Origin of the sequence: Haladaptatus cibarius D43 (genome assembly GCF_000710615.1) — an archaeon.
Classification (GTDB): domain Archaea; phylum Halobacteriota; class Halobacteria; order Halobacteriales; family Haladaptataceae; genus Haladaptatus; species Haladaptatus cibarius.
The window spans coordinates 931129-955488 of the sequence record NZ_JDTH01000001.1; the positions used below are offsets into that span (position 1 = coordinate 931129).

The following is a 24360-nucleotide window of genomic DNA, read 5'->3' on the forward strand; positions in this document are numbered from 1 at the left end:
CCTACTCTTCTTCGATAACGAACGCGTCGTGTGCCGCGTTTTGGAGCGCATCCGAGCGTCCGTACTCGCCGGGTGCGATGGCAACAGTTCGGATACCGTTTCGCGCCGCTTTCTCTAACACCGGTTTGAAATCCGTATCTCTCGATGCGATGGCGAGCGCGTCAACGCGCTCGTCCAGCGCGAGTTCGGTCGCGTCGATGGCGAGTTTCACGTCCACGTCGCCGCTCGTGATTACGACTTCGAACCCTCGCGCTTCCGCCGCCTGAATCAGGCCGGGTGTCGCGTGCTCGTCGAGATACAATCGAGCGACGACGAGTTGCCCGAGCTTCCGTCCTGCCGCTCGAACGTCGTCCAAATCCACGTCGAACTCGTCGCGGAGCACGTTCGGGCCATCGACGAACAGCGCGACGGTCGTGTCATCGTCGTCACTCGTTCCGCCGAGTACCGACCGCAAGCCGCCAGTCATGCGTCGAACTAACGGATACCCGGACATAGCCGTGGCGATTCTCCCTGCTGTCGGAGTCGTTTAGAACGCATCCGATTGTGGTGTCTCTCTACATTTAAAATTGTTAATTAACCTCTCTATCAATTACTACCAGACAGGTTCACTTTTATTTATTAGTATAGTTTTACAGATTTTCAAACTAAATAGATAAAATTTAAATATAAGAGGGCGGTTTGTTAGCGTGCTGTATGGCAGACGACAACACATCTCGATTTGACAGGCGGACGTTCCTGAAAACGACCGGCGCAGTCGGTGCTGCTGCAGCCCTTGGTGGGGTTACTGCGGCGACTCCGGGCCGTGAACCAGGACCCAAAAAGGACGAAGTGCTGGTCGGTATCTCTGCGGGTGAAGGGGACATCGAACAGAAGGTTGCCCAATATACGATGGGCAATGCGGAAATAGTTCACAAAAACGACAACCTTCGATACGTCGCGGTGAAAGTTCCCGGCAACGAGACGGCTCGTGAGAACTTCATCAACGCTATCGAGAACCGTCCCGGCATCAAGTACGCTGAGAAAAACGAGACGCTGGAAACGCAACTGACGCCGAACGACCCGCAGTTCGGCGACCAGTACGCGCCACAGCAGGTCGGTTCCGACCAAGCGTGGGACACGACGCTCGGCTCATCCAACGTGACTATCGCTGTCGTGGACACGGGTGCACAGTACGACCACCCAGACCTCGCGGACAACTACAAAGCCAACCCCGGCTACGACTTTGCTGACGGCGACTCCGACCCGTACCCGGACGACGCAGCAAACGAACAGCACGGTACGCACGTTTCCGGCTGTGCATCTGCCGTCATCGACAACGGCACCGGCGTCGCCGGACAGAGCAACTCCTCGCTCATCAACGGCCGCGCACTCGACGAGAGCGGAAGCGGTTCCACGTCCGACATCGCGGACGCCGTCGAATGGGCTGCAGACCAAGGCGCGGACATCATCAACATGTCGCTCGGTGGTGGCGGCTACAACAGCACGATGAAGAACGCGGTGTCGTACGCGAACAACCAAGGTTCGCTCATCATCTGTGCCGCAGGTAACAACGGCTCCAGCAGTGTCTCCTACCCGGCGGCGTACAGCGAATGTATGGCCATCTCGGCAGTGGACAGCAACGAGAACCTCGCTTCGTTCTCCCAGTACGGCGACGTTGACCTCGCCGCACCCGGTGTGGACGTTCTCTCCACGATTCCGACCGACAGCTACGCACGGTTCAGCGGTACCTCGATGGCAACGCCAGTCACGTCCGGTGTCGCCGGTCTGACGCTCGCCAAATGGTCGAGCCTCTCGAACAACGAACTCCGTAGCCACCTGAAGGCCACGGCGAAGGACATCGGTCTCTCGTCGGACAAACAAGGCGCAGGACAGGTCAACGCCAACAACGCGGTCTCCACCCAACCCGGTAGCGGTGGCGGCGACAACCCAGGCGGAGACACCTCCTCTGAGACGGTCAGTGGCTCGCTGTCGAGCTACGCCGACTACGACGACTACTCGTGGAACTGGGACTTCAGCAGTCCAAGCCAGATCAAGATCGAACTGTCCGGCCCATCGAGTGCTGACTTCGACCTTTTCGTCAACGAAGGCACGACGACGGCCGCCAGTCCGAGTAACTACGACTACTCGTCGACGAGCACTAACAGTCAGGAAACCATCACCATCGACAACCCTGACACCTCGACGGCGCTCCAGATCGACGTGGATTCCTACAGTGGTTCGGGTAGCTACGACCTGACCATTACGGAATACCAGTAAACACCGCAGTCCGATTGGTCCCTTCTCTCCCGTTTCGATAGCCGACGAGTAACGGCGATTTTTTGTCGATATGATGTTGTCTTCGACAGTATTTTTCCGATAGGACGGCCCCAATCTCGTTGATTCGGCTTTAATACTTACCTACACCCCACGCAAACCACCAACCATGGTTGCTTCATCGGGAATCGAGGCCGGTCTCATCGACCTGCTCGCAGTGTTCATCATCGCGGGCGGTGTCGGCGTCTTCGTCGCCAAAGTCGGGCGGTTTCCGTACACGATTGCCCTGCTTCTCGCCGGACTCGGCGTCTCGATTCTCGGCATCAACATCGATATCGTTCTCTCACACGACCTCATTCTACTCGTTCTCCTCCCGCCCCTTCTGTTCGAAGGGGCGGCCACAACGGACTTGGGTAGTTTTCGAGAGAACATCGTCCCGGTCTTGGCCCTCGCGGTTCCGGGCCTGATTTTCTCCGTTATCATTTTGGGGTGGATAGGAACCTACGCCTTCGGCTATCCGCTTTTGCTCGCCCTGTTGTTCGCCGCGATGGTGCTCCCGACCGACCCGGTTTCGGTTCTCGCCCTGTTCGAAGAACTCGGCGCGCCGGAACGACTGTCCGTGTTGGTCGAAGGTGAAAGCCTGCTCAACGACGGGGTCGGTGTCGTCATTTTCTCGACCCTATTCGTGCTGGTGAACCAGTCGAAGAGCATTTCACCGACGGTCGTCGCGGACGCGGGTGTCGAAATCGTCGTCGCCAGTCTCGGCGGCTTACTCGTCGGTCTCGCAGCGGGATACCTCATCTACCGCATCATGGTCAATCTGGACGAGCATATGACCGAAATCGTTCTCACGCTCATCCTCGCCTACGGCAGTTTCCTGCTGGCCGAACACTACCTGCACGTTAGTGGCGTCATCGCGACCGTCGCCGCGGGACTGTTTATCGGCAACCGTGGCGCGGAGTACGCGATGACCCCGCAGACGAAAATTTCCATCTTCAACACGTGGGAGACGGCGACCTTCCTCGTCAACACGCTCATCTTCGTCCTCATCGGCGCGAAAACACCCATCGCACAGATGCTCGACAACTGGCAGATAATCGCCATCGCCATCGTACTGACGCTGGCGGTTCGCGCACTCATCGTCTATCCGATTACCGGTCTCGTCAACCGATTTAGCAACCGGACGGTGCCGTTCTCGTATCAGCACGTGATGGTGTGGGGCGGGCTTCACGCCTCGATTCCAATCGCGCTGGTGCTCGGTCTTCCACCGGATTTCCCCCGCGTTACGCAACTGCGCGCGATGGTGTTCGGCGTCGCGGCGTTCAGCCTCGTCGTGCAGGGGTTGACTATGGGACGATTGCTCGACCGACTCGACGTCGTCACCCGAAGCGAAACCAAGGAACTGTACGAACTCCTCCTCGGGCGTGCGCGCGCTGTGGATTCCGCGCTCAATGCCGCGAAGCGATTGCACCGGAAGGGCGAACTCCCCGGCGACGTGTACGAGGATTTCCGCGGGGAATACGAACAGGAGAAAGACAATTTGAACGACGCAATTTCTCAACTGCTCATGGACAATCCGGACTTGCGGCAAGAAGAACTCCTCGTCGGGGAACGTCGCGTGCTCAAAGAAGAAAAAAGTGCAATCATGGACGCGATGCGTTCTGGCGTCGTCAGCGACGACGTAGGTGAACGATTGTTGGAGGAAGTTGACCTCAAACTCAACCGCGTGGAGGACGGCGAAAGCACGGTTCGAGAAGACCCCGAAAAGGAAGCCTACACGGAGTTTTGGCGAACTCGCGCGGACGAGTACGGACTCTCTCCCGGCAACGACTGAACCGAACGTTCAAATACCGAAACGGAACCAGTTCGGAGCGGCCGACAACGTGAATACACCAGTCGGTCTGACTACCAATGACTTGCAGAAACTGTGGACATTCCGATTCGTTCGTCTTGCATCTCGACATCGCCGCTCACGTCGCGGGCGACATCAAGCCGCTCGACTGGTCGCTCGTCGTGCAGTGCCCGTCGTGTGAGAGTACGGATATTGCGGTCGAACCGACTTCCCTACTTGCACGCGCTCACGGTTCGACGACGGAGTCGTAAAGCCCGTCGTTCGCGGGTGTCGAGGATTCTGTCCACGTTACGAACGTCGCGCCGATAGTGGTTGCAGTTCGCGCTAACCGACTTTCCAGCATTCCGACTGCGAGCGGCGTGAGCGCGGAGACGAGTTGTGCGTGTCTTCGAAGCCACACGTTGTTGGGCGTGTATTCCGTGAGCAACTGGTCTATCCCATCGATAGCGTCTGCAAAGGGATTTGTACTGAACTGCCGCTTTTTCCTCCCATTCACCGTTGGCACTGTGACGTGCAGTGGGAGGCAAAGATGGTCGCCGTATAGCGTGGCGACAGCACCCGGGTCGAGCGTCGCGGTGTCCTCTACAGTTCCGGTCGGCGCGCACCGACCGCGAACGAGGACTGAATCTGCACCGCGTTCGTGCAGTCGGCGAACGAAATCCGGCGTTGAAATAGTCATTATCAACTATTTAGTCTGAATAGCTACAAATCCATAACAGTACCGATTGCGTTGGAATCGGTGATGTCTTCCGAGCAAATCCTTGGCACGACGACCGTCACCCAACGCTGGCGAATCAGCCTCATCAAAGCCGTTCGAGAAGAGTTCGCGGACGAAGGAATCGAAGTCGAGGAGGGTGACCGACTCGTCTTCAAGAAGCGCGACGGACAAATTGTCGTCGAACCGGCATAATTCGAGCGGCTCTCGGACGAACGAAAGAACCGGCATCCCGCGACAGAGAAAACAAAACATTACTTACCTCGCTCCGACAGTTCAGGTATGCCCCTTCGGAAACCGCCGTTGCGCAACCATCACGATGAGCGGGGCGCGACGTTTACCGAGTTTGGCGGGTGGGACATGCCTGTCGAGTTCGATTCGATAAAAGAAGAACACCTGAGCGTTCGAGACTCCGTCGGCATCTTCGACGTCTCCCACATGGGAGAAATCGAAGTCAGCGGGCCGGATGCCGAACAGCTCATGCAGCGATTGACGACGAACGACGTGACGCAGTTGTCGGCTGGCGACTCCCAGTATTCGATGATTACCGACGAGGACGGGAACATCATCGACGACACCGTCGTCTACCGACTCCCCGACGACGACGAGGCGGATTATCTGTTCATCCCGAACGCGGGACACGGCGAGCAGATGCACGACCGGTGGAAACAGTTCCGAAACGAGTGGGAACTCGACGCGGAAATCCGCAACGCCACCGACGATTACGCCATGTACGCGGTACAAGGCCCGGATGCGGCCGACGCCGTGGGCGAGGCGACGGAGGAGTCTGTCACCGACCTCTCGAAGTTCGAGGCGATGTACGCGACCGTCGCAGGAGTGCGATGTTGGATTGCACGCACCGGCTACACGGGAGAAGACGGATTCGAACTCATCTGCCCGTGGGACGACGCCGAAACCGTCTGGGACGCCTTCGACTGTCAGCCATGTGGACTCGGGTCGCGCGACACGCTTCGCACCGAGATGGGATTCCTGTTGTCGGGACAGGATTTCAATCACGAGAACGACCCGCGCAACCCCTACGAGGCCAAAGTAAGTTTCACGGTGAAACTCGATACGGAGTTCGTGGGACGCGACGCACTCGAACGAGCGAAAGAGGAAGGCGTCGAGGAGACGTTCGTCGGCTTCCAACTCATCGACCGAGGCGTTCCGCGCCACGGCTACGACATCACCAACACGGACGACACCATCATCGGGACGGTTACGAGCGGGACGATGAGTCCCACGCTTTCCGAACCAATCGGCTTGGGCTACGTCCCGACCGATTACGCAGACCCCGGAACCGTCATCCGCGTGATGGTGCGCGGGCGGTCGAAGAAAGCAAAGATTGAGAGCACACCCTTCCTGAATGACAAATAATGAGCTTCGAAGTACCTGAAAACTGTAACTATCTCGAATCGCACGAGTGGGTCAGCGTGACCGACGGAACCGCAACAATCGGCATCTCGGACTTCGCGCAGGACGAACTGGGCGACGTCGTGTTCGTCGAACTCCCGAGCGAGGGCGACGAACTCGCACAGGGCGACGAGTTCGGTGTAGTGGAAAGCATCAAGGCGGTGTCCGACCTCTACTCGCCGGTGTCCGGCACCGTCACGGACATCAACGACGAGTTAGAAAGCACGCCCGAACTGGTCAACGAAGACCCGTTCGGCGACGGGTGGATGCTCGAAGTCGAAGTAGACGACGAGAGCGAACTCGACGACCTGCTGTCTGCGGACGAGTACCGCGACCAAATCGAGTAACGGCCTGCCCACTTTTCCCTTTCGTTCCGGTCTTCGACTTGTAGCGACTGCGACCACCAACTGTGAGAGGTTTCCACACGGGATACGAGTACAATCTGCTCTGTCGTGCATATTTTCACGCTTTTTGCCCCATCAGCCACACAGAGCTATCCACTCCTATGCAACATGGGCATCCGCTTTCCTCCCATATTAAAAGGGTGCGCTCCCTAGCCGAAGGCAATGACCGGAGGCAATGCGAGTGCGGGGAGTCCGTACGCACCACACACGGCGGAGGAGACGACGGCGATGCTCGACGCGGTGGGCGTCAAGAGCGTCGAAGCCCTCTTCGACATTCCCGAATCGGTTCGGTTCGACGGGGAGTTTGGCATCGAACAACGGTCGGAACAGGCAACTCGACGCGATTTACAGAAAACTCTCGGCAAAAATCGGAACCTGACGGAGTTCCTCGGACGGGGACAGTACAGCCACTACGTTCCGTCGCTGGTTGATCACATCGCCGACCGCTCCGAGTTTCTGACCTCGTACACGCAGTACCAACCCGAAGTCACGCAGGGGTTCCTGCAAGCGCTGTTCGAATACCAGTCCATGCTGGTCGAACTGACGGGATTGGAAATCGCCAACGCCTCGATGTACGACCACGCGACGGCGCTGGCCGAATCGGCACTGTTGGCCTCGCGGGTTCGACAGACCAGCGGAAACAAAGTGCTCGTTCCGGAGTACCTCCTTTCCGGGCGAAAGAGCGTTCTCGAAAACTACACCGAGGGGCCGGGACTCGTGGTAGAAGAGTTCGCCACCGACGACGGAAACGTCGATGTGGACGCCCTCGCCGAGTCGATAGACGAGGACGTGGTGATGGTGTACGCGGAGAATCCGACGACGCGAGGAACCATCGAAGAAAATCTCACCGGAATCGGCGACCTCGCACACGAACACGACGCGCTGTTCTGTCTCGGTTCCGACCCAGTCGCGCTTTCCCTCCTACAGAAACCCGCCGATGTCGGTGCCGACGTGGTCGTCGGCGATGCCGGAACCCTCGGCCTGCCCGCGAGTTACGGAATGGGACTGGGCCTGTTCGCAACGCGTGAAGAGTTCGTCCGGCAGGTTCCGGGCCGACTCGTGGGTGTGAGCGAGGATGAAGACGAAAATCGCGTGTTCACACTCACGCTCCAGACCCGCGAACAGCACATCCGCAGGGAGCGTGCGACCTCCAACATCTGTACGAATCAGGCGTGGGTCGCGCTCCGAACCGCGATTCACATCGCATACCTCGGATCGTCCGGATTGGTCGAACTGGCCGAAAACTGCGTCACGCTGGCCGACGACCTCGCCGAAAAACTGGACGACATCAGCGGCGTGCAGGCCCCGGTTCACGACAAACACCACTTCCGCGAGTTCGTCGCGCACACCGACCAACCCGCGCCGCCAATCGTGGCCGACTTGGAAGAGCGCGGCTTCGCGGTTCACGAAGTCGGCGAACACGAGGTACAGGTCTGCGTAACCGACGTGAACGAACACGCCGTCGGCGAGTTCGTCACGCTGTTTCGGGAGGTGGCAAAATAATGGAATACACACAAGCGAAATGGGAACGCGATGAGGACGACCTGTACGAACCGCTTCTTTCGGAAAAAGATGGTAACGCGGTCGAAATAGACTCGTCCCTACCGGACGAGTTGACCCGAGACAGCCTCGAACTGCCAGACCTCTCGGAACCGGAACTGGCGCGCCACTACACCCGACTCAGCCAGATGAACTACGGCATCGACAGCGGCCCGTACCCGCTCGGTTCCTGTACGATGAAGTACAATCCGAAGTTCACCGAGGACGTGGCCGCGCTCCCCGGCGCGAGCATCCACCCTGACCGCTCCGAGGGGAGCGTGCAGGGAACCCTCGAACTCATGCACGGCTTGCAGGACTACCTCGCCAGAATCGGCGGGATGGACGCCGTCAGCCTTCAGCCTCCGGCGGGTGCGGCGGGTGAATTCACCGGCATTCTCGTCGCCAAAGCCTTCCACGAGGCGAACGGCGAGGGCGACCAGCGAACCGAAATCATCGTCCCTGACAGCGCCCACGGAACCAACCCCGCCAGCGCCGCACTCGGCGGGTACGACGTGGTCGAACTGCCGAGCGCGGAGGACGGGCGCGTCGATTTGGACGCCCTTTCCGCCGCCGTCGGCGACAGCACCGCGCTGTTCATGCTCACTAATCCGAACACGCTCGGCCTGTTTGAGCGCGACATCGAGGAAATCGCGGAAACCGTCCACGAAGCAGGTGGCCTGCTCTACTACGACGGCGCGAACCTGAACGCCCTGCTCGGGCGTGCCCGTCCCGGCGACATGGGCTTCGACATCATGCACTACAACGTCCACAAGACGTTCGCCACGCCGCACGGCGGCGGCGGCCCCGGTGCTGGCCCAATCGGTGTCGGTGAAAAGTTGGCCGAGTTCCTGCCCGCGCCGCGAGTGAAACAGGTCGAAAATCGGTACGAGCGATTCGACCCCGAACGAACCATCGGGAAAGTTCACGGCTTCACTGGCAACTGGCTCGTGCTGGTCAAAACCTACGCCTACATCGCCCGACTCGGCGACGAAGGATTGAACGACGCCAGCGCGAAAGCCGTCCTCAACGCGAACTACCTCGCCTCGCAAATCGAGTATGAAGTTCCGTTCAGACCGTTCCACCACGAGTTCGTGGCCAGCGCGGGCGACCAAGACGCCGCGGACGTGGCGAAACGAATGCTTGACTACGGCGTCCACCCGCCGACGACGAAGTGGCCCGAAATCGTCTCGGAGGCGCTGATGACCGAACCGACGGAAATCGAGAACCGCGAAACCTTAGACCAACTCGCAGAAGCGTTCAACGCGGTTTCGGACGAGAACGACGAAACACTGGAATCCGCACCGCAGAAGACGACTGCGAAGCGAATCGACCAAGCTAGTGCCGCGCGAAATCTGCGACTTTCGTGGCAGAAGTTGGACGAGTAATCCAACTGCTTTCATCGTTTTTCTCGCGCACCAAGCGCAATTTACGCCGAACCCTTAACCCGCGGTTCGTGGAATCGTGGATGGGAAAATGAGACGACAAAACGAGGGCGTTTCCAGACGACGGTTTTTGCGGACTGCAATCGGCGGAGCCACCGTTTTCGGTTCGATTTCTGCGACTCGAACCGAGGCCACCCAACGGCCAGCGATACCGACCGGTGCCAGCATTGGAGTGCAAAAAGTAGCGGACGAACCCCTGACACAACCGGTCGGCTTCGAAACCGCGGCGGAGGTCGGCCATCAGTACATCATCGACCAAATCGGGCGGATTTACGTTTTGGATGGCGACGGAATCGCGGACGAACCGTTTCTCGACGTGCGCGACCGGTTGAAGATGCGAACCGATTTCAGCGACGAGCGCGGTCTGCTCGGACTCGCACTCCATCCAAACTTTCGAACCAACCGGCGGTTCTACGTTCGGTACAGCGCCCCGCCCGGAACATCGACACCGCCGAAATTCGACCACACTGCAATTTTGTCCGAGTTCCAGGCAAACGAGGATTTGCTCGCTGCAAACCCCGAGTCAGAACGTCGGATTCTGGGAGTGCCCGAACCGCAGGCGAACCACAACGCCGGGGATATCGTGTTCGGCCCGGACGGCTATCTCTACGTTCCGCTCGGCGACGGCGGCGGCGCGAGTGACACGGGGCGAGGCCACGCGAGTGACTGGTACACGCGCAACCGAGGCGGCAACGGGCAGGACGTAACCCGAAACCTGCTCGGGAGCATCCTTCGACTCGACGTGGACGACCGGGCGGAAAACAAACCGTATGCGATTCCTGACGACAACCCGTTAGTCGGCAAAAACGGATTGCCGGAAGTGTGGGCGTGGGGACTGCGCAATCCGTGGCGACTGTCGTTTTCCGGCGACGAACTGTTCGTCGCGGACGTGGGGCAACGACGATTCGAGGAAGTGAATCTGGTCGAAGCGGGCGACAACTACGGTTGGAACGTGCGGGAAGGAACCTATTGCTTCAACGCTAACGCCCCGAAACAACGCCGAAAGAACTGCCCCGGTTCCGCGAGGGGTAAGCCACCGCACGACGGCCAACAGTTTGCCGACCCCATCATCGAATATCCGCACAAAAAAGGCGGGCAGGCGGTCGGTCTTGCGGTCATCGGCGGCTACGTATACGACGGAAGCGCGCTCCAAAATCGTACTGACGACTACATTTTCGGGGATTGGAGTCGGTCGTTTCGGTCGCCACGCGGCAGGCTGTTTTTCGCCAGCAGACCGAACACTTCGAGCGAACAGTGGCCGGTACGGGAATTTCGCATCGCCGGGAGCGAAAACGGCGAACTGAATCGCTACGTGCTGGCGTTCGGTCGCGGCGGAAATGGCGAACTGTTCGTTCTCACCAGCGAGACGAATAGCGTGACGGGGAGCGGTGGGGTGTATAAACTCGTTCCGCCGGACGAGGGTGACGCGATTTGAGAATGGTGTCGAATGACTGAGTCCCACCCCATCTTATCACAATACGTATGGTTTGTCCCTGCTACCGTTGACAGATGAAATGGCTCCTGAAACCGCTTGGTTTAGTTCTCCTGCTGTGTCTCTCCGGGTGTAATAGCGCAGTATTCGATACAGCTCCGACTTCCGGGACGGACGAACTCTCAACCGTGGCCCAATCGACTGTCGAAAAGACGACGACAGTTCAGCAAACGGCCGTCGTCTCGAAACCCTGCCGCCTCACGAACGAGAATCGAACGGGGGCAATCGGTTCCGTCCAGCCATCCGTGCGTGGTGAAACAGTAGACGTATGGATTCAGTGGAACGCGAGCGTCAACGCGACGGAACTCGACGTGATGCTGGACGACGAGCGACTGTTTCGGACGAATCCCTACGAATTGGTCGGGCCGACCGTAAGCGGATGGGGCCAAGAAGTCGGAACTGCGCCGCTCTCCAGCGATCTCCGCATCGAACTCTCTGTCAACGATTCACAGGTCGGACAGTACCGCGCTGAGATGGGCTGCGAGTAGTGATTTATTCCGGGGTAGCGCTCGATTCGAAGTAGTACGGTCGATGGTCTCGTTCGATAAATTTTCGATTCCGTGATACAAAGTTTCGGTTCGACCTTTCTCCCGTCAAGTAGGATTCTGACGGGACGTGACCGACAGTGAGCGCCCATCTTCTCGCAAACGAGCGATTTGCTATATCACTATACAGTTTATCCAGTTCGGTCACAGATCGAACTGGAACCGAAAAAGCGTCGTTACTCACCGTCAGTGGTCGTGAAAATCGGAAAGTCGAAACCCGAGTGGTCGTCGTTACGCCGATGCGGAGTCGATATCGCCGTTGATGCGAACGATGCCGAAATCACATTCCGAACAGCGCCATTTCGTTTTCTCGCCGAGATGGAGAGTCGTACTCGCACTGCGCCAGAACGTCTGTTCGCCCTCGCATTCGGGACAGTCGTGTTGAATTTCGAGGCTCATGTTCCCCTCTCCGTGATTGGCGCAGTTTAAGATACTGGTTTCGACCGTCTACTCCTCGCCGCGTTCGAGGTGGAGCGCGTCGAAAAACCGGTGGACGACTCGTCGGGAAGCGAAATCCACGAGTTCCTCGTCGTCGGCGTCCGAATCGGCGAACAGACCGAGCGGAATCTGTGCGCCAGCCATATCGGCGTGTCCTCCCGCACTCCCCACGTCATCGAACGCCTGTTGGAGGACGTTTCCCGCGTGTACGCGGGGGTCGATGGAACGCGCACTCATCTCGACTGCGCTGTCTACGACACCGAACACGAGCACTGTATCCACGCCTTCGACGTTCAACAGGTAGTCTGCGGCCTGTGCGAGCGCGTCCCGTTCGGTGGTTCGACCGGCCGAAGTGGCGAGGGTCGCCCCGCGTTGTACTCGGTTTCGAATGGCTTCGCTAATCGCGTCCACCGTCGATGGAGAGAATGCGGCACCGTACAGTCGTTCGAGCAGTTCGAGGTCTGCGTGGCCGTAGACGTACAGCGCAGCCTCGTATTCGTGTGTCGTCGGCCCGCGAATGTAGTCGATTCGTTCACGATGGAGGGCAAACAGCAGTGCAGACCCCAACTGGACGTTCATTTTGGTGCCGAGTTCACGGAGATACTCCACGAGGATAGAAGCCGTTGCACCGTACTCATCACGGAGGTCAACGAAGTCACACTCCGGTGCCTCGGTCGAATGATGGTCGATGACGATGTCCGGCTCGACGGATTCGAGTTCCGTGTGTCCCGCGGGTGTCGCGTGGTCTACGAACGCAATTTTGTCGAAGTCGTCTCGAACGAACTCCTCTGTGTGCGCTAAATTCAGATGGAGCAAGTTGACGAACGCGCGATTTTGTTGATGGGAAATCATTCCCCCGTAAAACAGCTCCGTGTCCGCTACCCCACACCACTCGGCGATTGCCGAAAGTGCGAGCGCACTGGCGATGCAGTCCGGATCCGGATTGTCGTGGCAAATGATTGCCAACGATTCAGTTCCCGCGAGGTACTCCGCCAACTCCTGCGCGCGGGTCATGCTAGCTGTTCGCTCCGAGAAAATATCAACCCGTGGCTGGATATCGGCGTCAAAGTGGGAAAATAAATCATATATCGATATACAAAATATGTTGCATCAGTCGAACCGCCATCGAGTCGCATCCTCCGGATAGTCGTTCCACGCCAACACCGTCTCGGGACGAACCGCGAAGAAGGGCGTTCCGTGCTGAATCCCGTATTTTCCCTCGTATGCCGAATCCAGTCGTTCCGCGAGTTCGGAGTTCGGTTCCTCGATTCGCTCCGCGACACCTTCGATGATGACGACTTCCGTGCCACTTTCTCGGTGGACGACGATTTCGGGATTTACCACCAGATTCCGCACCCAACGGGTTTTCTCCCCGCCGCCGCAGTGAAACGTGTCGTCTACCCAGACACCCCAAACTGGACGGGCGTGCGGGCGACCGTTCGGGAGCGTGGTCGTCACCCAGTAGGTTTCGTCGTCCGCCATCTTCTCCCGAACGAACGCCCATGAAAGCAGGCTATCTTCGTGGTCGGGGATTCCGTAACTTTCCTCGGTGGTCGGTCGGGTTCGTTGTGGCTCGCTATTCCGATTTTCGTTCGTTTCGGTTTCTCCATCCCTCCCCATGGAATCGGGTACGACCCGAGTGGCGAAATACTGTACAGGTAATCATCAAACCGACGGGAGTATCAGCCGGGACGGGAGCTTACTTTACCCTCGCGCCCCATGTCCTTTCCATGCCTTCGATAACGCTGTACTCGCTCGACGGCTGTCCGTACTGCGAGAAAGTCCACGATGCGCTCGACGACGAGGGAATCGAGTACGAAACCGAATGGGTCGAAGCTCTCCACTCGAAGCGAAACGAGGTAAAACGCGTCAGCGGCCAGCGCGGCGTTCCCGTCCTCGTCAACGAGGATTCGGGCGTCACGATGGCAGAAAGTGAGAAAATCGTGGAATACGTGGAGCAGTCGCTCGCATGAAAATCTACACCGGGCGCGGCGACGCGGGCCAGACCGACCTGCAAAACATGTCCCGCGTCTCGAAAGCCAGTCCGCGAATCGAGGCCTACGGCACGGTGGACGAGGTAAACGCCCTCATCGGACGATGCCGACCCACGGGCCACGACGACGTGGACGAACAACTCCGCGAAATCCAGAACCACCTCCACATCGTGCAGGCTGACTTCGCCAACCCGGAACCCGACGAGGACGACCCGCAGGTCGGTGCGGAACACGCCGACCTGCTCGAATCGTGGATGGACGCCCACGACGAGGAGTTAGAACCGCTCACCTCCTTTATCCTCCCCGGCGGAAGCGAATCCGGCGCGAATCTGCATCATGCTCGCGCAGTCTGTCGGCGCGCCGAGCGCCGAGCAGTTGCGCTGGCGAGTGAAGAGGACATCAACGAAGATGCCGTGACCTATCTGAATCGGCTGTCGGATGCCTTGTTCATCCTCGCGCGCGTGGTGAACAAGCGAGATGAGGAGCGAGAGGAAAGTCCGACGTACTAAAATTAGTTTTAATCGTAAAACAGATTTGCTACTGCTTACAGTCCCAGTTCTCGCCCGATAACCAAGTGCTGAATCTCGCTCGTTCCCTCACCGATTTCCATCAGCTTCGCATCGCGCAGGAATCGCTGTGGGGCGAAGTCCTCGGTGTAGCCGTACCCGCCGAGAACCTGCACCGCGTCCTCGGACACTTTGCGGGCCGATTCGCTGGCGTCGAGTTTCGCCAGCGCGCTTTCGTGGGAGACGGAGTAGCCTTCGTCGTACTTGCACGCGGCCTTGTGGGTCAGCAGGCGCGAGCGTTCGATTTTCCTGTCCATGTCCACGACCTTGTTCCGGATGGCGTCGAACTTCGAAATCGGCTTGCCGAACTGTTCGCGCTCTTGGCTGTATTCGTGAGCCGCCTCGAACGCACCCTGTGCGATACCGGTCGAGAGCGCGGCGATGGAGATTCGGCCGCCGTCGAGCGTCTTTTTCGTCTGCTCCCAGCCTTCGCCCTCTCCGCCGAGCAAGCGGTCTTCGGAGAGTCGCACGTCAGAAAGCTGAATTTCACAGGTCGGCGAAGCGTTGAGTCCCATCTTGTCCCAGACCGTTGTGACTTCGAAGCCGTCGTCCTCCTCGGGGTCAACGATGAACGTCGAGATGCCGTCGTAGCCCGCGTCGGAGTCCGTGACGGCCTTCACGAGGACGCTTCCCGCGACGTTTGCGTTGGTGATGAACTGCTTCGTTCCGTTGAGCACCCACTCGTCGCCGTCCTTCTCGGCGGTGGTGTCCATGTCGCTGGCGTCCGACCCGGAACCGGGTTCGGTGAGCGCCCACGAACCGAGGTAGTCCCCCTCCGCGAGCGGTGTAAGCCAGCGCTCTTTCTGTTCTTCCGTGCCGAACAGTTCGATTGGTTTCGAAGCGAGTGAGATGTGGGCGGCGTAAGAGAGGCCAATGGAACCGGAGACACGGCCCAGTTCCTCGGTTACGAGAGCGTACATCAACTGGTCGCCGCCGAGTCCGCCGTACTCCTCGCTGACGGGGACGCCCATCATGTCGAGGTCGGCGAGTTGGTCGAAAATCTCGTCAGGGAATCGGTGTTCGCTCTCGATTTCCTGTGCAATCGGCTCGATTTCTTCGTCGCAGAACTCCCGGACAGTGTCCCGTACCATCCTGTGCTCGTCGGGGAGGTTGAAATCCATGCCCAATTTTTGCGCAGGTTGGAGTATAAAGACACCGAAGCAGGGTACCTGCTTCGGGCCTCCGATCGCGTTGCTCGCGGAGACACCGCAACATCTCCGATGTTGCGTGTCCTCGCTCACTTCGTTCACGAGGACACCGCCATGCCTCTGGCATGGTGAGCATTCGGTCGTTTCTCTCCCGAAGACACCGAAGGAGGGGAACCTCCTTCGAGCCCTCACTCGCTTCGCTCGTGAGAACACCAAAACAAAGAATCTGCTTTCATTTACGGAAGCCACAGAAATTGCTCCCGAATATCTGGAATCTTGCGGCGAGAGAGTTTATCAATCATGGGGACCAACCAACCACTGATGGGTATCCGGCGACTGGTACGTGGCACGATAGAGTGGCCTCGCATCGAAGCGGTCATCCGCGAAATAGCGGAGCGATACGACCGCGACGAGGTTCGGGTCGAGTTCATCGACGCCGACAACTGGCTTTCGACCCCTTGTGTCGTGGACGACCAGTGGTTCGTCAAAATTACGTCCGACCAGAACTCGCTCGTCCACGCGCTCTTTACCAGCGCCCGAAATTTGGGTGCGTTTTCGAGCGGCACCGAGGGCTTTTTCGAGCATTTCGCCGGGCCGGACGAGATGGCCGACCACGAACTCGAAGCGACGAAGAAGATGCGCGAAATCGGGCTGAACGTTCCTGCCCCGATTGAGGCATTCGAATACGACGGACTCGGCGTGTTGGTGATGGAGTACCTGCCGGAGTTCGAAACGTTCGAGCAGATGACGGACGAGCGGATGCACGAACATGCCCCGGCACTATTCCACTATCTCTCGCGCATGCACGACAACAACCTCGCACACGGAGATTTGCGGGGTGAAAACGTGCTCGTCGCGAACGACGAAATCTACTTCATTGACGCGACGAGCGTCAAAGAAGAACGAATCGACGAGGCGAGGTCGTATGACCTCGCCTGCGCGCTGGCATCGCTTACTCCCCTCATCGGTGCTCGTGACGCCGTGATGGCCGCCCGTGAGCATTATTCCGCCGAAGAACTGCTCGCCGCCCGGAATTTCCTCGACTTCGTGAACATGCGCCCCGACCACGATTTCGACGCCGCCACGGTGAAAGGGGAAATCGAAAAGCTAGCCGACGCAGAAGACAAAGAAATCGGCTGACTACTGGTTCGAACCGGCCTTTTCGCCGTCGAAACGCTCTTTTTCGCAGTCGGTGACGGAGACGTATGAACGACGAGCGACCGCGAGTCGTCAACGAATCGAATCTCGATTGGAACGAAGAATCGCACGGAGACGAATTTCAGATTCGGCGCAAGCAGTTGGGGACGGAATCCGGCGGCGAGCAGTTGGGCTGTAGCCTCTACGAACTCCCGCCGGGCAAGAAATCGTGGCCCTACCACTACCACACCGGAAACGAGGAGGCGATTTTCGTCCTCGACGGGTCGGGAACGCTTCGAATCGAAGACGACGGGAAGGCTCTTGAAGCGGGCGACTACGTCGCGCTCCCGGTCGGCGAAGAGTACGCCCGGCGGGTCATCAACGATTCCGATGATGAACTTCGCTACCTCTGTTTTTCGACCATGCGCGAGCCGGACGTGTCGGTGTATCCCGACTCGGGGAAAATCGGCGTGTTCGCGGGGTCAGCGCCGGGTGACCACGAAGGACGAACCCTGAGCGGTTATTTCCCGCTGGATGCTGAAGTGGATTACTGTCACGGAGATGAAAAGTAGGCGAGGGGGAGAAAAAATAGGAAAACGGTCGCTATGAATTGGGAGTCTTTTTTAATGTACCCGTTCGACTTTCGTCCGAAGACATGAGTCAACAAGCTAGCGAACAGGTTTACAGCCACTACATCGGTGGCGAGTGGACAGAGGGCGAGGGCGACGAGACGTTCGAGAGCGTCAATCCGGCGACGAAGGAGTCGCTCGGCGAGTTCCAGCGCGGTACGCCCGCGGACATCGACGCCGCGCTTTCCGCCGCAGCGGAGGCCGAAGACGACTGGGCAAGCCTTTCGTACATCGACCGCGCGGAACACCTCTGGGACATCTACCACGAACTGAAAGAGCGAACCGACGAACTCGGCGAAGTCATCACGAAGGAGTGCGGTAAGGAAATCTCCGAAGGCAAAGCCGATGTGGTCGAGGCGGCGCATATGGTCGAATGGGCCGCAGGCAACGCCCGCCACCCGCACGGTGACGTGGTACCGAGCGAAATCGGCGCGAAAGACGCCTACATGCGCCGGAAGCCACGAGGCATCATCGGTTGTATCACTCCGTGGAACTTCCCGGTCGCCATCCCGTTCTGGCACATGGCACTCGCGCTGGTCGAAGGGAACACCGTCGTCTGGAAGCCAGCAGAGCAGACGCCGTGGTGTGGCCAAATCATCGCAGAGATGTTCGAGGACGCCGGAGTTCCGGAAGGCGTGTTCAACATGGTGCAAGGCTTCGGCGACGCCGGAAACGCCATCGTCGAGGACGAGCGCGTGGACACCGTCCTGTTCACCGGTTCCTCGGAAGTCGGTCACAAAATCGCGGGCAAGGTCGGCGGCGAACCCGGCAAACTCGCGGCCTGTGAGATGGGCGGCAAAAACGGCATCGTCATCACCGAGAACGCAGACCTCGACATCGCGGTTCACAGCGCCATCATGTCCTCGTTCAAGACGACGGGCCAGCGCTGTGTTTCCAGCGAGCGCCTCATCGTCCACGAAGACGTGTACGACGAGTTCAAAGAGCGCTACGTCGAACTCGCAAAGAACGTCTCCGTCGGCAACCCGCTGGAGGAAGACACCTTCATGGGGCCGATGGTCAACGAAGAACAGGTCGAGAAGTTCGGCAAGTACAACCAACTCGCTAAAGACGAAGGCGCAGAAGTCCTCGTTGACCGCGAGGAACTCGACGCAGAGGAGATTCCGGACGGCCACGAGGACGGCTACTGGGTCGGCCCGTTCGTCTATGAAGTCGATTACAGCCCCGACCTGCGCTGTATCCACGAAGAAGTGTTCGGCCCGCACGTCGCCCTCATGAGCTACTCGGGCGACATCGAGGACGCGGTCGAAATCCACAACGACACGCCATACGGACTGGCTGGCGCAATCATCAGCGAGGACTACCGCCAAGTCAACTACTTCCGCGACAACGCGGAAATCGGCCTCGCCTACGGCAACCTCCCGTGCATCGGTGCAGAGGTTCAACTGCCGTTCGGCGGCGTGAAAAAGTCCGGCAACGGCTACCCGAGCGCCCGCGAAGCCATCGAGGCGGTCACAGAGCGCACGGCGTGGACCATCAACAATTCGAAGGACATCCAGATGGCACAGGGTCTGTCGGCGGATATCAAGACTGAAGAAGAAAAGTAAGAAACGCCGAGTGTAACAAGGCGCTTTTTTGTTTCGCCGAACGTGAGGGAACTCCGTTCTCGTTTTTACAGAATGCGCGTAAGACCGATTTATTTTGACGAGAAAGCATTTATCGTTCTAAAAAATGGATCAACCATGAACAGAGATGACGTCGTTATCTTTGCGTTGGCGCTCGTCGCTGCAGTAATAACATTTCTCCTCATTGGGAGAGGGGCAGTAGATGATAGTTTGATGTTCATTCTCGCGTTCGTCATATTCGGCATTTTCATTTTCTTCAAATCGTATCTTCGCGCTTCGAACTGAGACACACAGTCGCTTTCCCAAACTTTTGGATCGCGGTTCTCCCGGTTTTAGTAGCGTGGCGGTTTGATGCGAACGTATGAATCGAAATATCCTGTTCACGTTCGCGCTAGCACTTGTCGGGGCCACCGTTAGCTATCTTGTCGTCGTGTTCGGTGGACTCGGAACCAGCGTCATGATTTCGCTCGCATTCGTCGTCTTCGCGGTTCTGATTTTCGTCAGGTCGTTTCTTCGCGCTTCGAACTGAGCTGTCTCGTCTGACTGCAATCGACGATTCGAAAAAGTGGGCAGAGCTACTCTCGAAGATGGTGTTTCAGTTTTGGTTCGCGAAGAGTGGAAGACGACTGGAGACGAGGGGGTTGGGGTGTGGCTTCCGGAAGCCGGTGGGTTCCGACCAGTGTGCCCACGCGACGAGGCGCACAGTCCCGATATGCCGACAGACGACGAGAAAAGCGTCGCGTATCGGCATTCCCAACTTTTTGCTTCTCACTTATAAATCTGTGCAACCCGAGACGCGATGTTCGTGAGGTGATGTGTCGAGATTGTTTGGTAGAATAGAAACTAGAACGAAAGTAGCCCTCAGATTAGCTTACTTACGTAGGGGCCATCCTGATGATAACCCAGTTTGTTCCGGTAGTATTCGCGCGCACCAATTCCGGAGATGACGCTGAGTTTCTCGTAGCCAGCGTCCGCCGCGAGGTCTTCGGCCTTCTCCATTAGCCGTCTCCCGTAGCCGCGGTGTTGGTGCTGGCTGTCTTCGCTTTCCGACCCGACGGACACTTCGCTTCCGTAGACGTGGAGTTCGCGGATGAGTGCGGCATTGTCGAGTTCCCGACGAACCGGGTCGCCGGGGAATCTGAGACGACAGAAGCCGACGAGCAGGTCTTTGTCGAAATCCTCGAAACTGATGAAATGTTCCGTGCCGCCGCCCGCCTCGTAGGTCAGCACGTCCATCTCGACGTTCTCGGGTTCCTCGTCGTTCATGCCGACCTCACGGCATCGGATGCAGTCACACGTCCAGCCGTGTTCGTCCATCTTCTTCCGGGCGAGTTGGCGAAGATTGGACTTCCACACTCCGGCGTCGATGAAATCCGCGGGGATGTCGCGCTGAACGCGCTGGAGGCGGACGTAGCGCGGAATCATCGACTTGATTTCCGCGACGATTTCCGCGGCTTCCTCGTTTCGAAGGGGTTCGTATTCGTCCCTGTGCCACCAGTCGTAGGTCGCGGTTCCGCGGACGACCAGCGTGGGGTAGATTTTGAGGTAGTCCGGTTTCCATTTCTCGTCCTCGAAGATGCGCCGGAAGTCCTCGACGCACATCTCTTTGGACATGCCGGGTTGCCCGGGCATCATGTGGAAGCCGACTTTGAACGCCGAGTCGCGGAGTCGCTGGTTCGCGTCGATTGACGCCTGTGCGCCGTGGCCGCGGTGCATCTCGCGGTTGATTCGCTCGTAGGTGGTCTGGACGCCGACTTCGACTTTCGTGCCGCCCAAATCGAGCATGCGGTCGATTTGCTCGGGGTCACACCAGTCGGGTTTCGTCTCGAACGTCGTGCCGATGTTGCGCACGTCGTTCGTCTCGTTTTCGGCGATGACGTCCTCCAGATACGAAAATTCGTACTCGTCGAAATCCTGCGCAAAGCTCACGCCTTCCGCCGGTTCGGGTTCCTTGTCCACGTCGTAGTCGTTCATCGCCTCCAGCGCGCGCTTTACGAACCACTCCTGATAGTCGTGGCTCCGGGCGGTCATCGTGCCACCCATCAGGATGAGTTCGACTTTATCGACGGGGTGGCCGATTTCGCGCATCTGCTCCAATCGCAGAGTGACTTGGCCGTAGGGGTCGTAATCGTTCTGCACGCCGCGCGCCGCGGCGGGTTCGTGACCCGTGTAGCTCTGCGAAGAGGAGAACTCCGAGGACGGGCCGCCGGGACAGTAAAGACATTTCCCGTGTGGACACTGGTGCGGACTCGTCATAATCGCAACCGGGGAGACACCGGACGCGGTTCTGACGGGTTTGCGCTGCAGCACTGCTTCTAGCTCCCCGCGCTGGTCGTTCGGCGCGTAGTCCAGAATCTCCGAGTTCTTCGGCACTTTCGCGGCGGAGAACTCAGAGCAGGCTTGGAGTTTTGCACTCTCCACGTCGTCGCGCTCGATGTCGCCCGCGAGGATGCGCTCTACGAGCGCCTCGCAGACCTGCTCGAACGCCTCCGTCTCCGTGGCGTCCGGCGTCTCGGTACTCATTACGTGGTATTTGGTCGTTTGCCCCGGATAAGCGTGTCGTCTACGACTAGCATTGGGAATGTGAGTAGGAGGTTCTGTTTGGCTTTCTATATGCACGTGAATCGGTGTTATCGATGAGATGGTTGCTGGTGCTGGCTATAGGCCACGCCCTCACTCGTCGTTCACTCCTTGCAGTCGTTCGCTCCTCGTTTCGCCCGTTACCTCCAAGAACTGCAGGGCGGGCAGGCCGATGGCCTGCCCGCCCAATCCAAAGTTGATCAACCGTTTTTCGGAAATTCGTCCTGCCGTTTCATTCATAAATTCGTTTTCCGACACACGGTGGCACCCCGTCCAGTCACTTGGCGGGCGAGTGTGTCGCACTCGCCCGCCTGCCGTACCTAGTGGCAACGGGCGAGTGCGGGAGGGAGCGTGTGGCTGTGCCACGAGTGACTGACCGAGTGAGGGCGTGGCCTGCGCCTAGCGACTGCAGACTGCCTCACCACCAAAATGACTCTGTAGAAAGAATGTATTCAGAATGGCTTCAAAATAACAAAGACAATCGTTTGCGCCTAGTTCAGGTGTTCGCTAACCGACTCGATGACGGCGTCGAGTGCCGCCTCGCGCTCGCCGCGGAGGAACTCGAACTTGCCGTCGCGGGTGCCGACAGCGACGATTCCGGCGTTAGGTGCTCGCTCGCGGACTTCGTCTTCGATGTCGCGGACGTTGACGCCAACGTCGCTTCGGATGTGGATTTCGTCGTCCGCGAGGCCAAGGGTGACGTTCTGGCCGCCGGGACGACCCGTGATGTCGTGGCGGTGAAGCGCGTCCAAGAGAACGGCCGTCGATGGGAAGTCGAATCGGTGCGTGTAGGCGTCCGTATCGAGGACGGTGAAGGTTACGCCGTTCGCGCCGCGAACCGAGAGGTTCGGTTCGGCGGTGTCCAGTTCGTTTTCGAGTTTCGTGCGGAACTGCTCGCTGACGTGCTCGGCGAGGTCGCGTTTTGCGTGCTCGAAGAGCAGGTCGGTGATGAGTTCGCGCTTGTCCTCGTAGGACTGGTAGTAGGCTTCCAGCGCGACTGCCTCGCGCAGGGCCGTGACGTGGTCTTCGTCGTAGCCCGCTTCCGTTGCGAGTTCGACGTACTCGGACGGTGTATCTTCCCAGTAACTCACTGCTGGGAGGTGAGAGACGTCTTCGCGCACGTCGTCGTTGATGTGAGCCGCGACGTTTGCACCGAGGACGCCTGCCGCGACATCCTCGTCCGAATCGCCGAGGTGTGAGTTGACGACGACTTCCGCCGTCTCCGCCACGTCGTCGTCGGGATACTGGGTGTCGATGACGACGTGCGGTGCGCCGTAGATGTCGAGCAGGTCGAGTCCGTCGCCGGATTCGACCGTACTTCCGGCGTCCACGAGAACGAAGAGGGGGAGTTTCTCGTCGTGGCGCTCTCGGTTGTCGAGCATGTTCGTCGCGTCCTTCGTCGCGTCTTGCATGTCGTACAAACCGTCTTCGAGCGGTCGGCGGTCGAAGTAGTGGTACTGGGCGTCGCTTCGTGCGTGTTCTTCGCGCACCAGCGGGAGGACTGCACGTTCGAGCGCGGCACCGGCCACGTAGCCTTCGGCGCTCGCGTTGTGTCGAACGATGACCGGACGGGACTCGATGACGGCGCGGCGAATCGCTCCGGCGGCGTCCGTGATGTCGTCGTGAATCGCGGAGACGACGGAGTCCTCGGCGAGCAAGTCAACGTCCGCCGGGCGTGCTTCGTTTTCCAGTGCTTCGGCGAGCCGAGTGACGACGGCGTCCTCTTCCTCGTCGCTGAGCGCGTCGAGTTGTTCGGTTTCGACTTGCAGTTCGTTGTTACGGAGTTCGACTTCGCCGACGAGTCGGACGACGTCGCCCGTATCAACTTCGGGGTATGCGCGGACGCCAGCCTCTTTGAAGGCGGCACAGTCCACGACTGCGGTTTCGTCGCGCAGTTCGAAGACGGTCGGGCCGCTGGTCTGACTCGCGCCGACGATTTCGCCCTCGATTCGGACGCGTTCGCCGACTCGGTCGCTCAAACTGTCGATGGGGACGCGCTCCAGCGGTTCTTTGTGTTCGGAGACTGTCGCGCTACCGACCGCGTTTCCCGACCCGTCAGTGGTTGGGGAGGGTTCGGGTGCTTCGCTTTCTTCCTGCTCTTTCGTTTCGTTCGCTTCGGTTCGTGACTGCTGGCTCGACTGCTCTGAGTCGGACTGTTCCGTTCGTTCGGTTTCGGATTCGTCGGGGAGATACGTGTTTTCGGCGTTCTGAATCAGCTTGCCGCGGAACTCGCGTTCCGACTGGCGGATGGACGATCCGAGGTCGACGTTGCCGTTGTCACGGACGCCGAGAACTTGGATGAACACGGTGTCGCCGGAGTTCCAGTCGATACTTTCGAGTCGCTGGTTTAGTTCGCTTTTGTGGAGGAGGCCGGTGACGTTTTTACCGACATCGATGAAGACGCCGAAGTCGGCGAAGCCATCGACCGTACCTTTGTAGTATCGACCCACAGAGAGTTGCTGCGGGTGGTTTCCTTCGAATTCGAATAGAACGTCCTGCTCGTGGCTCGAACAAATTGGGCCGTCGACAGACGTTCCGCAAATGACGCAGTTACCCATTTATACTGGGACAAAATAGTCCCGGCCTAAAACGGTTGTCGAAATCCCGACGAACATTCGTCTCCATCTGTT

Annotated in this window: 25 protein-coding genes; 16 read left to right on the top strand and 9 right to left on the bottom strand. The window is 58.8% G+C overall.

Annotated features, from left to right (window positions below; translation table 11 throughout):
• Position 1: 1 nt before the first annotated feature.
• A complete protein-coding gene (locus tag HL45_RS04915; RefSeq protein WP_049969969.1) occupies positions 2–466 on the bottom strand; it encodes an NYN domain-containing protein in 465 nt (154 codons plus the stop codon).
• Positions 467–693: 227 nt separating this feature from the next.
• Between HL45_RS04915 and HL45_RS04920 the strand changes: the two genes are divergently transcribed.
• The 3 genes from HL45_RS04920 (at position 694) to HL45_RS04930 (ending at position 4356) form a co-directional block, all read left to right on the top strand.
• Positions 694–2256, top strand: a complete 1563-nt coding sequence (locus HL45_RS04920) for a S8 family serine peptidase (protein ID WP_049969970.1) — start codon at positions 694–696, stop codon at positions 2254–2256.
• 166 nt (positions 2257–2422) lie between these two features.
• Entirely contained in the window at positions 2423–4087 is a 1665-nt protein-coding gene (locus HL45_RS04925; RefSeq protein ID WP_049969971.1) for a Na+/H+ antiporter, read from the top strand.
• 77 nt (positions 4088–4164) lie between these two features.
• A complete protein-coding gene (locus HL45_RS04930) occupies positions 4165–4356 on the top strand; it encodes a hypothetical protein (RefSeq protein ID WP_211250824.1) in 192 nt (63 codons plus the stop codon).
• On the opposite strand, the gene HL45_RS04935 is transcribed toward HL45_RS04930, so the two are convergent.
• The gene (locus HL45_RS04935; protein ID WP_049969972.1) at positions 4332–4784 is read right to left on the bottom strand and encodes a hypothetical protein; all 453 of its coding nucleotides are present in this window, start codon (positions 4782–4784) and stop codon (positions 4332–4334) included. The two genes, HL45_RS04930 and HL45_RS04935, sit on opposite strands and share 25 nt — an antisense overlap.
• A 63-nt stretch (positions 4785–4847) precedes the next feature.
• On the opposite strand from HL45_RS04935, the gene HL45_RS21095 reads away from it, so the two are divergent.
• From HL45_RS21095 to HL45_RS04965, 7 genes are all read left to right on the top strand, one after another.
• Positions 4848–5015: a hypothetical protein gene (locus HL45_RS21095; RefSeq protein WP_162833844.1), complete on the top strand. Its 168-nt coding sequence runs from the start codon at positions 4848–4850 to the stop codon at positions 5013–5015.
• Positions 5016–5102: 87 nt separating this feature from the next.
• Positions 5103–6197, top strand: a complete 1095-nt coding sequence (gcvT, locus tag HL45_RS04940) for a glycine cleavage system aminomethyltransferase GcvT (protein WP_049969973.1) — start codon at positions 5103–5105, stop codon at positions 6195–6197.
• Entirely contained in the window at positions 6197–6580 is a 384-nt protein-coding gene (gene gcvH / locus HL45_RS04945; protein WP_049969974.1) for a glycine cleavage system protein GcvH, read from the top strand. The genes gcvT and gcvH overlap by 1 nt, the downstream gene beginning before the upstream one ends.
• A gap of 219 nt (positions 6581–6799) precedes the next feature.
• Positions 6800–8140, top strand: a complete 1341-nt coding sequence (gcvPA, locus tag HL45_RS04950) for an aminomethyl-transferring glycine dehydrogenase subunit GcvPA (RefSeq protein ID WP_049969975.1) — start codon at positions 6800–6802, stop codon at positions 8138–8140.
• Positions 8140–9561, top strand: a complete 1422-nt coding sequence (gcvPB, locus tag HL45_RS04955; RefSeq protein ID WP_049969976.1) for an aminomethyl-transferring glycine dehydrogenase subunit GcvPB — start codon at positions 8140–8142, stop codon at positions 9559–9561. Before gcvPA ends, gcvPB begins: the two co-directional genes overlap by 1 nt.
• Positions 9562–9649: 88 nt before the next feature.
• Positions 9650–11053 carry a PQQ-dependent sugar dehydrogenase gene (locus tag HL45_RS04960; protein ID WP_049969977.1) on the top strand — a complete coding sequence of 468 codons (1404 nt, stop codon included), beginning with the start codon at positions 9650–9652 and terminating at the stop codon, positions 11051–11053.
• A 185-nt stretch (positions 11054–11238) separates the two neighbouring features.
• Positions 11239–11598 (top strand): hypothetical protein, encoded by a 360-nt coding sequence (locus HL45_RS04965; RefSeq protein WP_144240003.1) that lies wholly within the window; start codon positions 11239–11241, stop codon positions 11596–11598.
• Between the two features lie 288 nt (positions 11599–11886).
• Here the strand turns inward: HL45_RS04965 and HL45_RS21100 are convergent, their stop codons facing one another.
• The 3 genes from HL45_RS21100 to HL45_RS04975 all read right to left on the bottom strand — a co-directional run bounded on the left by HL45_RS21100 (position 11887) and on the right by HL45_RS04975 (position 13713).
• Positions 11887–12054, bottom strand: coding sequence for a DUF7838 family putative zinc beta-ribbon protein (locus tag HL45_RS21100; RefSeq protein WP_162833845.1), 168 nt, complete (start codon positions 12052–12054; stop codon positions 11887–11889).
• Positions 12055–12102: 48 nt separating this feature from the next.
• Positions 12103–13107 carry a DHH family phosphoesterase gene (locus HL45_RS04970; RefSeq protein ID WP_049969979.1) on the bottom strand — a complete coding sequence of 335 codons (1005 nt, stop codon included), beginning with the start codon at positions 13105–13107 and terminating at the stop codon, positions 12103–12105.
• 96 nt (positions 13108–13203) lie between these two features.
• Positions 13204–13713, bottom strand: coding sequence for a pyridoxamine 5'-phosphate oxidase family protein (locus HL45_RS04975; protein WP_049969980.1), 510 nt, complete (start codon positions 13711–13713; stop codon positions 13204–13206).
• 110 nt (positions 13714–13823) lie between these two features.
• Here HL45_RS04975 and HL45_RS04980 point away from each other — a divergent pair, with 110 nt between their 5' ends.
• Both HL45_RS04980 and HL45_RS04985 read left to right on the top strand, forming a co-directional pair.
• Entirely contained in the window at positions 13824–14066 is a 243-nt protein-coding gene (locus HL45_RS04980; RefSeq protein WP_049969981.1) for a glutaredoxin family protein, read from the top strand.
• Complete coding sequence (locus HL45_RS04985; RefSeq protein WP_049969982.1) at positions 14063–14596, top strand: cob(I)yrinic acid a,c-diamide adenosyltransferase; 534 nt, start codon at positions 14063–14065, stop codon at positions 14594–14596. The genes HL45_RS04980 and HL45_RS04985 overlap by 4 nt, the downstream gene beginning before the upstream one ends.
• A gap of 35 nt (positions 14597–14631) precedes the next feature.
• On the opposite strand, the gene HL45_RS04990 is transcribed toward HL45_RS04985, so the two are convergent.
• Complete coding sequence (locus HL45_RS04990; protein WP_049969983.1) at positions 14632–15774, bottom strand: acyl-CoA dehydrogenase family protein; 1143 nt, start codon at positions 15772–15774, stop codon at positions 14632–14634.
• 348 nt (positions 15775–16122) lie between these two features.
• Between HL45_RS04990 and HL45_RS04995 the strand changes: the two genes are divergently transcribed.
• The 4 genes from HL45_RS04995 to HL45_RS20735 all read left to right on the top strand — a co-directional run bounded on the left by HL45_RS04995 (position 16123) and on the right by HL45_RS20735 (position 19679).
• The gene (locus tag HL45_RS04995; protein ID WP_049969984.1) at positions 16123–16941 is read left to right on the top strand and encodes an RIO1 family regulatory kinase/ATPase domain-containing protein; all 819 of its coding nucleotides are present in this window, start codon (positions 16123–16125) and stop codon (positions 16939–16941) included.
• Positions 16942–17006: 65 nt separating this feature from the next.
• Positions 17007–17510, top strand: coding sequence for a cupin domain-containing protein (locus tag HL45_RS05000; protein ID WP_049969985.1), 504 nt, complete (start codon positions 17007–17009; stop codon positions 17508–17510).
• Positions 17511–17593: 83 nt separating this feature from the next.
• Positions 17594–19132 carry an aldehyde dehydrogenase family protein gene (locus HL45_RS05005; protein WP_049969986.1) on the top strand — a complete coding sequence of 513 codons (1539 nt, stop codon included), beginning with the start codon at positions 17594–17596 and terminating at the stop codon, positions 19130–19132.
• A 379-nt stretch (positions 19133–19511) separates the two neighbouring features.
• Positions 19512–19679 (top strand): hypothetical protein, encoded by a 168-nt coding sequence (locus tag HL45_RS20735; protein ID WP_158413661.1) that lies wholly within the window; start codon positions 19512–19514, stop codon positions 19677–19679.
• Positions 19680–20011: 332 nt separating this feature from the next.
• On the opposite strand, the gene HL45_RS05015 is transcribed toward HL45_RS20735, so the two are convergent.
• The 3 genes from HL45_RS05015 to HL45_RS05020 form a co-directional block, all read right to left on the bottom strand.
• On the bottom strand, positions 20012–21673 hold the full coding sequence (locus HL45_RS05015) for a tRNA uridine(34) 5-carboxymethylaminomethyl modification radical SAM/GNAT enzyme Elp3 (protein WP_049969988.1): 1662 nt from the start codon (positions 21671–21673) through the stop codon (positions 20012–20014).
• A 150-nt stretch (positions 21674–21823) separates the two neighbouring features.
• Positions 21824–21970 carry a hypothetical protein gene (locus HL45_RS20740; protein ID WP_158413662.1) on the bottom strand — a complete coding sequence of 49 codons (147 nt, stop codon included), beginning with the start codon at positions 21968–21970 and terminating at the stop codon, positions 21824–21826.
• 251 nt (positions 21971–22221) lie between these two features.
• A complete protein-coding gene (locus HL45_RS05020) occupies positions 22222–24288 on the bottom strand; it encodes a DHH family phosphoesterase (protein WP_049969989.1) in 2067 nt (688 codons plus the stop codon).
• Between the last annotated feature and the right edge of the window lie 72 nt (positions 24289–24360).

Bases quoted from the DNA above. Each gene is read 5' to 3' on its own strand.
- gcvT (WP_049969973.1), top strand. From the start codon at position 5,103: ATGCCCCTTCGGAAACCGCCGTTGCGCAACCATCACGATGAGCGGGGC.
- HL45_RS04985 (WP_049969982.1), top strand. From the start codon at position 14,063: ATGAAAATCTACACCGGGCGCGGCGACGCGGGCCAGACCGACCTGCAA.
- HL45_RS20735 (WP_158413661.1), top strand. From the start codon at position 19,512: ATGAATCGAAATATCCTGTTCACGTTCGCGCTAGCACTTGTCGGGGCC.
- HL45_RS05000 (WP_049969985.1), top strand. From the start codon at position 17,007: ATGAACGACGAGCGACCGCGAGTCGTCAACGAATCGAATCTCGATTGG.
- gcvPB (WP_049969976.1), top strand. From the start codon at position 8,140: ATGGAATACACACAAGCGAAATGGGAACGCGATGAGGACGACCTGTAC.
- HL45_RS20740 (WP_158413662.1), bottom strand. From the start codon at position 21,970: ATGAATGAAACGGCAGGACGAATTTCCGAAAAACGGTTGATCAACTTT.
- HL45_RS04915 (WP_049969969.1), bottom strand. From the start codon at position 466: ATGACTGGCGGCTTGCGGTCGGTACTCGGCGGAACGAGTGACGACGAT.
- HL45_RS05015 (WP_049969988.1), bottom strand. From the start codon at position 21,673: ATGAGTACCGAGACGCCGGACGCCACGGAGACGGAGGCGTTCGAGCAG.
- gcvH (WP_049969974.1), top strand. From the start codon at position 6,197: ATGAGCTTCGAAGTACCTGAAAACTGTAACTATCTCGAATCGCACGAG.
- HL45_RS04930 (WP_211250824.1), top strand. From the start codon at position 4,165: ATGACTTGCAGAAACTGTGGACATTCCGATTCGTTCGTCTTGCATCTC.
- HL45_RS05020 (WP_049969989.1), bottom strand. From the start codon at position 24,288: ATGGGTAACTGCGTCATTTGCGGAACGTCTGTCGACGGCCCAATTTGT.
- HL45_RS05005 (WP_049969986.1), top strand. From the start codon at position 17,594: ATGAGTCAACAAGCTAGCGAACAGGTTTACAGCCACTACATCGGTGGC.
- HL45_RS21095 (WP_162833844.1), top strand. From the start codon at position 4,848: ATGTCTTCCGAGCAAATCCTTGGCACGACGACCGTCACCCAACGCTGG.
- HL45_RS04980 (WP_049969981.1), top strand. From the start codon at position 13,824: ATGCCTTCGATAACGCTGTACTCGCTCGACGGCTGTCCGTACTGCGAG.
- HL45_RS04990 (WP_049969983.1), bottom strand. From the start codon at position 15,774: ATGGATTTCAACCTCCCCGACGAGCACAGGATGGTACGGGACACTGTC.
- HL45_RS04935 (WP_049969972.1), bottom strand. From the start codon at position 4,784: ATGACTATTTCAACGCCGGATTTCGTTCGCCGACTGCACGAACGCGGT.
- HL45_RS04995 (WP_049969984.1), top strand. From the start codon at position 16,123: ATGGGTATCCGGCGACTGGTACGTGGCACGATAGAGTGGCCTCGCATC.
- HL45_RS04925 (WP_049969971.1), top strand. From the start codon at position 2,423: ATGGTTGCTTCATCGGGAATCGAGGCCGGTCTCATCGACCTGCTCGCA.
- gcvPA (WP_049969975.1), top strand. From the start codon at position 6,800: ATGACCGGAGGCAATGCGAGTGCGGGGAGTCCGTACGCACCACACACG.
- HL45_RS04970 (WP_049969979.1), bottom strand. From the start codon at position 13,107: ATGACCCGCGCGCAGGAGTTGGCGGAGTACCTCGCGGGAACTGAATCG.
- HL45_RS04975 (WP_049969980.1), bottom strand. From the start codon at position 13,713: ATGGGGAGGGATGGAGAAACCGAAACGAACGAAAATCGGAATAGCGAG.
- HL45_RS04920 (WP_049969970.1), top strand. From the start codon at position 694: ATGGCAGACGACAACACATCTCGATTTGACAGGCGGACGTTCCTGAAA.
- HL45_RS04960 (WP_049969977.1), top strand. From the start codon at position 9,650: ATGAGACGACAAAACGAGGGCGTTTCCAGACGACGGTTTTTGCGGACT.
- HL45_RS21100 (WP_162833845.1), bottom strand. From the start codon at position 12,054: ATGAGCCTCGAAATTCAACACGACTGTCCCGAATGCGAGGGCGAACAG.